The following is a 13247-nucleotide window of genomic DNA, read 5'->3' as shown; positions in this document are numbered from 1 at the left end:
TTACGATAGGACGGGAAAGCGATGAAAAAAGCAATTGTCATAGCCATATTTTTTATTGGATTAGGCATTTTTTCCTATCCTATGATAAGTAATATTTTATCTACACAAGTGCACCAATCCGTTGTCCATGGCTATAGCGATAAAGTAAAAAAGATGGATAAGGAACAAATAGAGGCGGAAAAGAAGAAAGCCGATCAACATAACGAAGAATTAGCCGATTCACAATTGGATTTTGTGGACCCTTTTTCGGAAGATGCCAAATCGGATGAAAGACGCGGGAATAACAGTTATTATGATGCCTTGAATGTTGGGCCCGCCATCGGCAGCATAGACATTCCTAAAATCAATATCCAGCTTCCCATATACCATGGCACAAGCGAAGAGGTTTTATCGAAAGGGGTAGGCCATTTGGAAAACTCTTCCTTACCTACAGGGAAAGCGGGGACACATAGCGTTTTAACGGCCCACCGGGGGCTGCCTACTTCAAAGCTGTTTCGAAATTTGGATTCTTTAGCGTTTGGCGACAAATTTTTTATCCAAGTGCTTGATGAAAAAATGGCCTATGAAGTGTTTGATGTTGACATCGTGCTGCCGCATGAAACAGACTGGCTGCAAATGAAGCAGGATGAAGATATCGTCACCTTGCTGACGTGTGAACCATATATGGTCAATACACACCGGTTGTTGGTGAAGGGGAAACGTGTACCTTATTCTCCAGAGGAAAAACAAGCAAGTGAAAACGACGGGGTACCTGTATATGTGTATGTGCTGGCAGCTCTCGTTCTTCTTTCCCTTATTTACTTTATTTACCGAAGGAAAAAGAAGAAGGAGGCGACCGATGAAACATAAAGGTATTATGTTCTTATTTCTTATTGGCCTCCTTATTTTGGGTTACCCGCATATCGCGCAACTCGTCAATGGCTATCTGCAAAAGAGTCAGGTGGAGAACTTTCAAAGCGGATTGGACCATTTATCGGATGACGAGATTAATGAATTGATGGCACGGGCTCAAAAGTGTAATAAAGAAATCTATTATGATTTGGATGGCTTTCGTGATCCGTGGGGGGACAATCAAGAAAAGTTGACAGCATTCAATGAATGCCTCGGTTTTGGCAATGATGATATTTTTGGAGCCATTGAAATACCGAAGCTCAAATTAGTGATACCGATCTATTTAGGTTCATCAGAGGAAGTGTTAAGCAAAGGAATTGGCCAAGTGGAAGGTTCTTCATTGCCGCTTGGCGGGGAAAATACACATACCGTATTGGCCGGCCATCGTGGAATGGGAACAAAAGCGATGTTTCGAAATATAGATGAACTGCATGACGGCGATGTATTTTACATTCATACGATGAACGAAACATTAACCTACCGTGTATTTAATCAAGAGGTGATTGAGCCCCACGAAACGGACTCTTTGGAAGTGGAAGAAAATAGGGATTTGGCGACGTTATTAACGTGTCATCCTTATCGCTATGATTATCAGCGATTGTTGATCCAAGGTGAGCGGGATCAGTAAGATGCTACCGCCCGAGGACATCATTAAACCCAGGAGAAATGGTTGATTTTGGCTTGTTCCAAAGCAATAATATCAATTCGCAATAATAAAAATATTCAATATTTTACTAGTATAACAAAAAAAAATACTTTACAATGGAGGTGGTAGACAGTTCGCAATGATGTGTATTCATTACTTTTTTCATAGTTAAAGGGTTTTGTGGACACAACCCTCCTTATAACAAAAATGCCCAGTTCTAAGAGTTGAAGCTCCTGCATCTAATCAATGATGAGAAGCTCTTTAAAAAACTTGGGCACAATTGAACAGCGGCAACTTTTTTTCCCGGAAAAGTGTCGAACTCTTACAATATGCAGGCTTCCAATTCGTTTGCTAACGGGTGAGCCGAAGCTGCGTTTTCTTGTTGTCTGTTCAACCGGACAAATCATGTAAGTTGATCCAAATACATTCAACTTTGTTAACCGTTTCGTTTATACTATCACAATGTTTGATCTCCACAAGTTACTTAGGTCATCCAACCACCCAACTTTTTTACTATCGTCGTTCCTTAGTCTACCCGTACATGTTTAACGCAAATAGAAAATGTGATGCGCAATAGGGATTTTATCTGTTTGACACTTTTTCAAAAGAACTTATACGGAAGTTCAAAAATAACTAGTGTATTGCTAGTGATTCATGATATGTCACCCAATCTCAGACTCACAAAAGTAGGTCTAAAGTTTCATTTTGGATAAAAATGGGTATATTGATATGGTAAAAAAGTACTATATAATTAGAGGGGGTACATTTTGCTTGAGAGTAATACTTATTGATGACGAATCATTGGCTCTAGAGTTCTTGGAGAAAAAGTTGGATGAAATCGGTGGAATTGAAATTATCGGGAAATACAATGATGCCTATAAAGGGTTGGAAGAAATAACAAAAAACCACCCTGATGCTGTTTTTCTCGATATCGAAATGCCTGAAATAAGCGGGATGGATTTAGCGAAGAAAATTCAAAGGTTGATGCCAAGTGTCAAGATTGTTTTCGTAACAGCACATAATGAATACGCAGTAGATGCATTTGAAATCAATGCTGCGGATTATATCGTAAAACCGATTCGGCAGAAACGATTGCTTAAAACGATTGATCAACTGTTGGAATTGACTGGAAAAAAAACAGCTGCTTCACCGATGGTTTGTTGTTTTAATAAACTTCATTTTAAAATGGACGGAAAAAAACCCGAAATGATAGATGTTTATTGGAGAACAACGAAAGCTCGGGAATTGTTTGCTTATTTGATACATCATCGCGAGCAATTTGTACGCAAGGATGTACTGCTGGAATACTTTTGGCCGAATGCCGGTTGGAAAGATGGATTCACCCAACTTTATTCTACTGTCTATCAAATTCGGAAGACTTTGAAATCCATTGACTTCCCGATTAAAATTATTAGTTCCGAAAATAGCTATAAGCTGGAACTAAATGATGTGCGTGTAGATGTTGAAGAATGGGAAAACGGAATGAAAAGGTTATCGTTTTTGACAAGAGAAACGCTTCCAGAGTACATAAAAACACTTGATTTGTATAAAGGCGATTACTTTGACAAAGATGATTATTTGTGGGCTGATAATGAACGAAAGCGGTTAAGAGTGATTTGGTTAAGCCATATCAAACGGTTGGCGGATTATTTTATCTTTAATGAAGATTATACTGAAGCCATCTTGCTTTATTTGCGTGTGCAAAAGATTCAGCCACTTGAAGAAGATAGTTATTTCATGCTGATGCAGTTGTATGATGCATTAAAGAAACGCGATTCGGTGAAAAAAGAATATACGCACTTAAAGAAAATGTTGCAAGAGGAATATGGAACTCTTCCCAGGGAAGATATTCAAAGATGGTACGAAAACTGGGAAAAGCGAACGTCGTTCACTCAATACATTTCTTGATTTATAAAGTCGGGTAAAGGCCGGGTCACGGCTATTTCGATGAAGATAAGGGCCGATTTATACGCAATGACAATCAAGAGTGATAAAGTGATCTTAGACGCCGGATTGATCGGATAGCGAGCATGAAGTGAGGAGCAATGATGATTGGACTGGTTGTAGAAGCTAAGTAATCGTCATTGCTTTTCTTCCATTGTTTGAAGGGGAGATTGCTACGAGCAATGGAATAATTGAAGTTAATATTCTCGAAAGCTTCAAAAGATTAACGTTTTAAGCTGTGAATACCATTTTTTAAACAAAGGAGAACGGAAGTAATTTTTTCTCGTAGGGAAGATGAGCCGAGCATGCAAATAATGCAATGGTAACTCCTCTTGCAAAAACGAGTAAAGTTTTTTTGTTTCAACTAGATCATCCGATTTCGGAATCTAAAGGGAGCTGTATTAGTACGTTGGAGAAAAATGTTTGAAGAAAGAATATATAGAAGGTGGAGATAAAGCTTATCAAGGCTGTTGTCGCAGAGATTATTATCCTTAATGTTAATCCAAAGCGCGAAACGTATCCGTTATAAAGCATGGCTGTTTGACAATATACCCGTGCAGGTATATAATCAATATTAAGTTCAATAAAAAATGATTTTTGGAAGGAGGGAGTATGTTGAAATATGATGCGCAGATAAAAAACAGGGTAAAGCGAATCGAAGGGCAGTTAAGAGGGATTTTAAAGATGATGGAAGAAAACAAAGACTGCAAAGATGTCATCACCCAATTATCTGCAGCCAGATCTGCGATTGACCGGAGCATCGGCCTCATCGTCAGTTCCAATTTGGTTGAATGTGTTCAATTGGCAAAGGCAAGTGGTGATGCGGATACGGAAGCATTGGTCAAAGAAGCAGTCGACTTGTTGGTGCGCAGCCGTTAAAAAAAGACGGTTGACATCATTTTTATTTGTGATTATAATACCCATAGGGGTAAAGGTAAATATTTTTTTGTGACTATTAATACCCTTTGGGGTATATAGTTTGGAGGGTGAACAATGACGGAGAAGAAGAAAACAACGATCGTTTTGTTTAGTGGCGATTACGATAAAGCAATGGCAGCTTATATCATTGCCAACGGTGCGGCGGCGTATGATCATGAGGTAACTATTTTTCATACCTTTTGGGGGTTGAATGCATTGAGAAAAGAAGAAAGCATTCCAGTGAAGAAAGGGTTTATGGAAAAAATGTTTGGAAAGATGATGCCAAGAGGTGCCGACCAGATGGGGCTTTCCAAAATGAACTTTGCCGGGGTTGGTCCCAAAATGATCAAAAATATTATGAAAAAGCATAATGCCGTTCCGCTTCCGCAATTAATTGAAATGGCTAAAGAGCAGGACATTAAGTTAGTTGCGTGTACGATGACGATGGATTTACTTGGCTTGCAGCAAGAGGAACTCTTGGATGGAATTGAATACGCAGGTGTTGCCGCCTATCTTGCGGATGCCGAAATCGGCCATGTCAATCTGTTTATTTAATGCTATAAACCATATTCTCGTTAGTATCTTTTTCAACGATTTGGCGGCTAGAAAGCTGAATATACAAATGGAGGTATAAGGATGGATAAAATAAGTGCAGATGTCATCCTAGATGCAAAGGGATTGGCATGTCCAATGCCAATCGTTAAAACAAAAAAAGCGATCAACCAATTGGAGCCCGGCAAGGTACTTGAGGTTCAGGCGACCGATAAAGGATCACAAGCCGATATAAAAGCTTGGGCTGAAAGCACAGGCCATCAATACTTGGGTACTTTAGAAGAGAATGGTGTGTTGAAGCATTTTCTCAAAAAGCATACTCATGACGAAGCAGATGGGAAAAAGTACCCCCATATTGCCAGCAACGATGAGCTGAAAGAAAAAATGGAAGCCAATGAGTCTATTGTTGTACTCGATGTAAGGGAAGCAGTGGAATATGCCTCTTGCCATATCCCCGGAGCTGTTTCTATTCCAATGGGAGAATTGGATGAAAGGGCGGATGAACTAAGGAAAGACCAGGATATTTTCGTCATATGCCGTACAGGCAACCGTAGCGATTTGGCAGCGAAAAAGTTGAAAGATAAAGGATTTCACAACGTTTTTAATGTCATACCGGGTATGAGTAAATGGACCGGAGAAACGGAAGGAGGTCAATAATCATGTCTGTCACCATATATACAACGACAAGATGCCCGTATTGCGTCATGCTAAAAAACTTTTTGTCAGAAAAAGGAATCATTTTTAATGAAGTGAATGTGGAAAAAGATCCTGCACAAATGCAGAAACTAATCAATACGACAGGACAAATGGGTGTGCCGCAAACCGAAATCAATGGCGAATGGATTATCGGATTTGATCCGAATAGCATTATGGCAACATTGCGAAAGTAGTTTTTTTTTATAAAAAATATACCGGGAGGGGTAAAAATGACAGTAACAGCAATGACACCTAAGGACGTCACAAACAAAATTTTGAATAATGAGGATCTGTTTATCTTGGATGTCCGCAATGAAAGTGATTTTAAGGATTGGAAGATTGAAGGGAAACATATTGCACATCTAAACATTCCTTATTTTGAACTGCTTGATGGTGTGGAGGACATTCTGGATAAAATTCCTAAAGAAAAAGAAGTCTTGGTTGTTTGTGCAAAAGAAGGGTCATCAATCATGGTTGCTGAAATGTTGTCAGAGCAAGGGTTGGACGTATCATACCTCCAAGGTGGCATGAAGGCGTGGAGTGAACATTTGGAGCCTGTAAAAATCGGAGACTTGAAAGGCGGCGGAGAAATGTATCAATTTGTCCGGATCGGAAAAGGCTGCTTGTCATATATGGTTATTTCCAACGGTGAAGCAGCAGTTATCGATGCAACCCGCATGGCAGATGTGTTCATTGATTTTGCGCAAAGCAAAGATGCGAAGATTACTCATGTGCTCGACACTCATCTTCATGCCGATCATATTTCTGGAGGAAGAACCATCTCAGAGCAGACAGAAGCGTTGTACTGGCTTCCGCCCAAGGATGCTGCAGAGGTGACGTTTGATTATCAGCCTTTGGAAGATGGAAACGTGATTACTGTGGGCAATACCGCAATAGATATCCATGCCCTTTATTCTCCCGGCCATACGATTGGATCTACATCTTTTATCGTAGATGGGCAATATTTATTGTCAGGCGATATCCTATTTGTAGACTCAATCGGAAGACCCGACCTTGCGGGATTGGCCCAAGACTGGGTGAGCGACCTTCGGGAAACTTTGTATTCGCGATATAGAAGCCTATCTGAAGAGCTGATTGTTTTGCCCGCCCACTTTATGATCATGGATGAATTGAATGAAGATGGAAGTGTTTCCGAAAAGTTGGGAACCCTTTTTGCGGAAAATCATGGTTTGAATGTGGAAAGTGAAGAAGAGTTCAGGAAACTGGTAACGGAGAACTTGCCTCCCCAGCCAAATGCTTATCAGGAAATCCGTGAAACAAATATGGGAAAAATAACTCCCGATCTTGACAAACAACGAGAAATGGAAATTGGTCCAAACCGTTGTGCGGTTCGATAATATATTAGGAGGAATGACAAATGGAAACAACAAAGTTTTTAGATGCAAAAGGATTAGCTTGCCCAATGCCGATTGTTAGAGCCAAAAAAGCGATGAATGAATTGGAGACTGGACAAATATTGGAAATCCATACAACGGATAAAGGATCCAAAAGCGATTTAACCGCATGGTCAAAATCTAGCGGTCATGAACTGTTCAAACAAGAAGAAGAAAATGGTGTTTTCAAATTTTGGATTAAGAAAGCCTGACAAATGGAGGGAACCGCATTGGTTCCCTTTTTCTTAAGGGGGGTTGAACAATGGATTTTACATTTATCATTGTCATTTTTTTAATTGGTTTTATCGGATCCTATATTTCGGGAATGCTGGGAATTGGCGGTTCTATCATTAAATATCCGATGCTTTTATATATTCCACCCCTATTTGGATTGGCGGCATTCACCGCCCATGAAGTTTCCGGAATCAGCGCCGTTCAGGTGTTTTTCGCAACAATTGGCGGTGTATGGGCCTATCGAAAAGGCGGTTACTTAAATAAGGCTTTGATTGGATATATGGGAATGAGTATTTTAATCGGGAGCTTTATCGGCGGCTATGGCTCAAAATTGATGTCTGAAGGCGGCATTAACTTAATATATGGCATATTGGCTTTGATTGCCGCAGTCATGATGTTTATACCGAAAAAAGGAATTGATGACACTCCTTTCGATCAGGTGACATTCAATAAATGGCTGGCGGCATTGCTGGCATTTATTGTCGGCCTGGGAGCCGGGATTGTAGGGGCCGCGGGCGCATTCTTATTGGTGCCTATCATGCTGGTTGTGTTAAAAATTCCCACCCGCATGACCATTGCCTCATCTTTGGCCATTACGTTCATTTCTTCAATCGGAACAACTGTAGGAAAGGTGACAACGGGTCAAGTGGATTATTTTCCGGCGCTTATTATGATCGTTGCAAGTTTGATTGCTTCACCGCTTGGAGCGATTGCAGGAAAGAAGGTAAACACAAAAGTATTGCAGGTCATTTTGGCTGTGTTGATATTGGCGACAGCCATTAAAATATGGGTTGATATTTTTTAAAATCACCAGTTGAAAAAGGCAACAACTGCTGGAGCCAGCGGCAATCGTACAGCCAGGCCGCAAGCACAAGCCAATGACGGGGAGGAGGCAAATTCATCAGCCGCAGCAGAGTTGCAAACTTTCTCACTATTAACAATTACCCTTGAATCCTTCCTGTATTGAAGTTTCCACTGCTTATAAGTGCTACGTCCTCGAAGCTCACGCATTTCTTGCATACGATTATTGCCGTGTTAAAGCTTTCCTTGCCTGTCGGCGCATCTCCTAGCACAACGTCCAATGTGCAGTCCGTCATAGAGTCATCTCGGGGGCGTCCATGTCACAACGCTAGCACCTGGATGCTCTGTCTATTACCGATGGGGCAGGCGCATGAGCATTTCTTTTTTTGCTTTTTGAAAGAATATTTTTCATAATAAAAAAGCTGCTTTCCTATGAAAATAGGAAAAGCAGCCTTTCTCTATTTTAGAGCCGGTGCAGATTTGATGCTTTGTTTCTTTTGCCACATGACTGAAACAACCATTGTCAAGGAGAGAACGGCAAAACCGAGCAAAAATGGGTAAATATTGTGGAAATCGTAGAGGAGCCCCGCTGTCGTCGGTCCCAGTATGTTTCCTATACTCATATAAGCGTTGTTCATTCCCATGGCAAATCCTTGCTCATCTCCAGCCCGCTTGGAAATAAGGGTATTCAGGACCGGTCTTAAAATAGAAGTTGCAAGAAAAATAATAAGGGTAATGACAAAAAACAGGATATAAGTCGAGGCGAACATAGAAAATAAAAAGCCGGCCGCCACGACAAAGACAAACATATTTAATACTTTACCTTCGCCAAAATGTCTGACAAGACGATCCACAACAAATAATTGCACGATGACGCTGATCGTTCCCGAGACTGTTATCATGATGGCAATGTCTTGTGGAGATGCGCCAAAAGCATTATCGATATATAAACCAATGATAGATTCATAGGCCATCAATCCAAAGCTCATGACAAGTGTAATGACAAGTGGGATGAAATAAGGCTTGTGAATCGACTTGGCAAGCTTTTGAAACATCGGATCATTATCCTTTGGAACGGAGACGTCCTTGTTTTCCCTGCTTTCTTTCAAGACGATCAATGAAAAAATCACTGCTATGACTCCGACAATCGCCGAGACAAGCAGCGGCATTTTTAAGCCGAATTCCGCCAGAAAGCCTCCGATGCCCGGACCTACTACGATACCAAGCGACATGGCGGCAGAAATGAGGCTGTTCCCTTTTGCCCGTTGATCCATTGTGGTGATATCGGCGACGTAGGCAAAAATGGCCGGAATTAAAAGCGCTGCCCCAACTCCGCCGATCGCGCGGGAAATATACAATACCCCAATGGAATGCGAAAAATAAAAAATAAACATGGATAGGGCCAAAACACTAAGTCCGGCGATGATCATGATTCTTCTGCCGTAAAGATCTGTCCATTTTCCCGCAAAGGGGGACATCACAAATTGTGCTCCACCAAAAATGGCGATCATGAATCCAGCTGCCATCCCACTTTCGCCAATGGACATAAGATAAGCTGGCAGAATTGGAATAATAATTCCAAAACTCCCAATGGCGATAAACATATTGACCATAAGGATAAATAATTTTTTTCTTTGCTGCGGATTCATAAAAATCCCCCTTTCATGTAAAAAACCATAGCTATTTAATATAACAATATCACCGGTGAAATGTCAATGTTTTTTGAAAAATATAGGAATGAAAAAACCGCTCCAGCCTGTGCTAGAGCGGTTTTGTTTGTCAGCTACAACATGAGGGCTGCTATCATGCCAAAAATAAATAAAGGGATATTATAGTGCAGGAAAGTGGGTACACACGTATCCCAAATATGGTGATGACGGCCATCGGCATTTAATCCGGATGTCGGTCCAAGCGTACTGTCAGAGGCAGGTGAACCCGCATCCCCAAGTGCGCCCGCCGTACCGATCAAAGCTGCTGTTGCCAGCGGAGACAACCCTGCCGCCGCACAAAGCGGCACATATAAAGCGGCCAATATTGGAATCGTTCCAAATGATGAACCAATTCCCATTGTAATGATTAAACCGACAAGCAGCATGAAGAAGGAAAGGACGAAAGGAGAGGTGCCAACCATGCTGGTTGTTTTCTCCACCAAATCATCCACCTCCCCGGTTTCCTTCAACACATGGGCATATCCTGACGCGATCAGCATAACGAAAGCGATCATTCCCATCATGCCGATTCCTTCCTGAACAACCCGGTCGCCCCGGCGAAATGGAACGACTCTTGTCAGGAATAAAATGATGATTCCGGATAACGCACCTAAAACAAGAGATTTTGTAACTATTTGCACGACAAGTGCCATGATAATGGCGATTACCGTAAACGTATGCGTGATGTTCCAAGAGGCCGGCAGCTGATTTTCTTCTACCTTGTCAGCTCCATGAAAATCCATTTGTTCCGCAGGTTTGGACACCCGGTCTTTCCGATATGAAATAAAAATGGCGATGAACAATCCCGCGACCATGCCCAATCCGGGAATTAGCATGGCTTCGGCAACTTGCGTCATGGAAATGTCCATTTTGTTGGAAATCATCTCGTCACGGATGATACCGTGGAAGATGAGTCCGAAACCAGCCGGGATCATCACATAAGGAGCTTTTAATCCAAACGTCAACGCGGTAGCCACTGCTCGTCGGTCCAGCTTGAGACGGTCAAATAAGCCAAGGAGAGGAGGAATTAATATAGGAATAAATGCGATGTGGACCGGTATGACGTTTTGCGATAAACAGGCAATCCCCGCTATGGTGAGGACGAGGACTATTTTTTTCCCTTTAAAAATGGTTAGCATTTTTTGTACAAGTAAAGTGGTAATACCTGAAAAACCGATCATGACGGCGAACATTCCAAGCAATATATAACTAAAGGCTGTATTTGCTTGGCCCCCCATACCTGAAACCATCAAGTTAACAGAATCAGAGAAATTTAACCCCGACACTAAACCGGCTGTTAAGGCCGCTATGGTGATTGCAAACAATACATTTACCCGCATTAAACTAAGTGCAACCATCACGATGACACTGACAATGACGGCATTGGTAAGCATAGATGCACCTCTTTTCTACTTTTGCCCTATCTATCATCCTAGTACAGCTTAAAAATGTCAATGGAAAATCAGTTAAAGTTTCTTTAGCAGACAAAAATCTTCTAGCTATTCTGATTGCAAAGAAAGGAATTTTTCCAAATAAAGCGAAATGGTTAATAACGAGAAAAATGAGAAATGCGAGGTGGTATTGTTGGATGTACGAGACGCGCTAAACCGTTCTGTATGGGATCGCTTTGTGAAGGAAGGCGCATTGGATGACAGCAGAATCAACAAAAGAATTTCCGAATCTTGGCTTTTTTGCCGTCAGAAAGGAATTAATCCTTATTACGGTAAAGGAAAGACAATATTGACGAATGACAAGTTTCAAGAACGTAAAAAAGCAAACAAAAAATTGCTACATACGGCTCTCCCGGTTCTGAAAAACTTGCTGCCTTTTTTTAATCACACAAGGGCGGTGTTCTTGCTAGTTGACCCGGAAGGCTACGTCCTTTTTATGGATGGTCACGAAATGGCTTTGCATAAGGCAAAATCCATTCATTTCATCGAAGGCGTGAAATGGACAGAAGAAGAGGTCGGAACGAACGCAATTGGCACAGCTCTGCGGATCAAAGAGCCGATTCAAATTGTAGGGGCTGAACATTATGCTGTTGCTTCCCATTCGTGGGGCTGTTGTTCTTCACCCATTTGGAACGCGGACGGCCAAATGGCGGGAATATTGAATACTTCTTACCCGGTTCGCTTGGGAATAGATGAGCAGATGCTGCCATTTGTCATTGCCGCAACTTACGCCATTGAGCAGCGGCTTGTTGCTGATGCCCGGACCAGAGAGTTGGAATTGCTGAAGCATGCCTCGCTCATTCAGCTTTCACATTCCCTTACAATCATTTGCAATAACCAAGGAAAACTCGTTTGGGTAACAGACTCCATGCGAAAGTTGCTTCCCAAATGGCATCAATTAACACTATCCGATGTAAAAGGAGAGGGTTTTTCAATAGCAAGGAAAAAGCCTCTATACTCTTTTCAACAACAAGATTCCGTAATTGGGTATCATATTCACCTGAAAAAAAGGATTCCGAAACTTTTGTCGCAAATTCGTTCGACATTTACATATGAAGGAGTCCAAGGGAAAAGTGAAACATTTCAAAAGACATTACTACAAGCGGAAAAAGCAAGCAGAACCAACATACCGGTTCATCTTTCAGGAGAAACGGGAACAGGAAAAGAACTATTGGCTCGCGCCATTCATGTAAACAGTCCTCGTACATCCGGCCCGTTTATTCCCGTCAACTGCGGTGCTGTTCCAAAAGATTTAATGGCTGGCGAGCTGTTTGGATATGTGAGTGGAGCTTTTACAGGAGCCAAACGAAGCGGTCATAAGGGAAAATTTGAACAGGCACACGGCGGAACACTTTTTCTGGATGAAATTGGCGAGATTAGCCAAGAAATGCAGATTGCATTGCTAAGAGTCCTCGAAGATAAGAAGGTTATACCTTTGGGTGGTGTCAAACCAGTCGATGTTGATATACGGATCATCACTGCTTCGCACCGCGACTTGGAAGAGATGGTGGACAAAGGAAGTCTGCGGGAAGATTTATTTTATCGAATTTTTGTTTATCCGATCGAACTCCCTCCATTAAGAAAACGTATAGAAGATATTCCCTGCTTCATAAAGGATTATGGCCAAAAGAATGACTGGCACATCCATTTTCCCAAAGAAGTGGTGGCCTATTTGCAAAGCTTTCCTTGGCCCGGGAATATCAGACAATTGCTTCACTGTTTGGATCGGCTCCATGTGGAAGCCGGTTCTAGTCAACCGACCCTCGAATTGATCTCATCAATGTTAAGCCCCAAGAAAACACTGCCACCGTCTTTGGACAATTCACTACAAGATAAACTTACTTTCAGAGAGCAAATGGAAAGATCCAAAATTGCAGAAGCACTTATCGCAGCCAACGGAAATGTGACAAAAGCCGCTGCTCAATTAAACATGCCGCGGAGCACTTTTTATAGAAAACTAAAAAAATTGAATCTTTAGGTGGGAAAAAGTGAGACAAAATGATACATAGTC

13 protein-coding genes are annotated in these 13247 nt (G+C 41.6%); 11 read left to right on the top strand and 2 right to left on the bottom strand.

The genetic code is table 11. The features are described 5' to 3' along the window. The first annotated feature begins 21 nt into the window (after nucleotides 1–21). The 10 genes from JOC94_RS10155 (at nucleotide 22) to JOC94_RS10110 (ending at nucleotide 8080) form a co-directional block, all read left to right on the top strand. Entirely contained in the window at nucleotides 22–849 is an 828-nt protein-coding gene (locus tag JOC94_RS10155) for a class C sortase (protein WP_077112146.1), read from the top strand. Continuing rightward, the gene (locus tag JOC94_RS10150; protein ID WP_077112148.1) at nucleotides 839–1519 is read left to right on the top strand and encodes a class C sortase; all 681 of its coding nucleotides are present in this window, start codon (nucleotides 839–841) and stop codon (nucleotides 1517–1519) included. The genes JOC94_RS10155 and JOC94_RS10150 overlap by 11 nt, the downstream gene beginning before the upstream one ends. Before the next feature lie 789 nt (nucleotides 1520–2308). Beyond that, nucleotides 2309–3445 (top strand): response regulator, encoded by a 1137-nt coding sequence (locus JOC94_RS10145; RefSeq protein WP_077112150.1) that lies wholly within the window; start codon nucleotides 2309–2311, stop codon nucleotides 3443–3445. Between the two features lie 648 nt (nucleotides 3446–4093). Then, complete coding sequence (locus JOC94_RS10140; protein ID WP_408021913.1) at nucleotides 4094–4360, top strand: metal-sensitive transcriptional regulator; 267 nt, start codon at nucleotides 4094–4096, stop codon at nucleotides 4358–4360. A gap of 114 nt (nucleotides 4361–4474) precedes the next feature. Then, nucleotides 4475–4954: a DsrE/DsrF/DrsH-like family protein gene (locus JOC94_RS10135; protein WP_077112152.1), complete on the top strand. Its 480-nt coding sequence runs from the start codon at nucleotides 4475–4477 to the stop codon at nucleotides 4952–4954. A gap of 81 nt (nucleotides 4955–5035) precedes the next feature. Then, nucleotides 5036–5608, top strand: coding sequence for a sulfurtransferase TusA family protein (locus JOC94_RS10130; protein ID WP_077112154.1), 573 nt, complete (start codon nucleotides 5036–5038; stop codon nucleotides 5606–5608). Continuing rightward, nucleotides 5608–5841 carry a glutaredoxin domain-containing protein gene (locus JOC94_RS10125; RefSeq protein WP_139345659.1) on the top strand — a complete coding sequence of 78 codons (234 nt, stop codon included), beginning with the start codon at nucleotides 5608–5610 and terminating at the stop codon, nucleotides 5839–5841. The genes JOC94_RS10130 and JOC94_RS10125 overlap by 1 nt, the downstream gene beginning before the upstream one ends. Before the next feature lie 36 nt (nucleotides 5842–5877). After that, the gene (locus JOC94_RS10120) at nucleotides 5878–7005 is read left to right on the top strand and encodes an MBL fold metallo-hydrolase (protein ID WP_077112158.1); all 1128 of its coding nucleotides are present in this window, start codon (nucleotides 5878–5880) and stop codon (nucleotides 7003–7005) included. Nucleotides 7006–7025: 20 nt separating this feature from the next. Beyond that, complete coding sequence (locus JOC94_RS10115) at nucleotides 7026–7253, top strand: sulfurtransferase TusA family protein (protein WP_077112159.1); 228 nt, start codon at nucleotides 7026–7028, stop codon at nucleotides 7251–7253. Between the two features lie 50 nt (nucleotides 7254–7303). Further along, a complete protein-coding gene (locus JOC94_RS10110; RefSeq protein WP_077112161.1) occupies nucleotides 7304–8080 on the top strand; it encodes a sulfite exporter TauE/SafE family protein in 777 nt (258 codons plus the stop codon). A gap of 454 nt (nucleotides 8081–8534) precedes the next feature. On the opposite strand, the gene JOC94_RS10105 is transcribed toward JOC94_RS10110, so the two are convergent. Both JOC94_RS10105 and JOC94_RS10100 read right to left on the bottom strand, forming a co-directional pair. Beyond that, nucleotides 8535–9725, bottom strand: a complete 1191-nt coding sequence (locus JOC94_RS10105) for an MFS transporter (protein ID WP_077112163.1) — start codon at nucleotides 9723–9725, stop codon at nucleotides 8535–8537. A 134-nt stretch (nucleotides 9726–9859) separates the two neighbouring features. Continuing rightward, the gene (locus JOC94_RS10100) at nucleotides 9860–11179 is read right to left on the bottom strand and encodes a Na+/H+ antiporter family protein (RefSeq protein WP_077112165.1); all 1320 of its coding nucleotides are present in this window, start codon (nucleotides 11177–11179) and stop codon (nucleotides 9860–9862) included. Between the two features lie 181 nt (nucleotides 11180–11360). Between JOC94_RS10100 and JOC94_RS10095 the strand changes: the two genes are divergently transcribed. After that, nucleotides 11361–13214 carry a sigma-54-dependent Fis family transcriptional regulator gene (locus tag JOC94_RS10095; RefSeq protein ID WP_253191895.1) on the top strand — a complete coding sequence of 618 codons (1854 nt, stop codon included), beginning with the start codon at nucleotides 11361–11363 and terminating at the stop codon, nucleotides 13212–13214. Nucleotides 13215–13247: the final 33 nt, after the last annotated feature.

Source organism: Siminovitchia thermophila, from assembly GCF_016909185.1.
Taxonomy (GTDB): Bacteria; Bacillota; Bacilli; order Bacillales; family Bacillaceae_C; genus Siminovitchia; species Siminovitchia thermophila.
The sequence above is the reverse complement of the archived record's forward strand: the minus strand, read 5'-3'. Positions and strand labels throughout refer to the sequence as shown.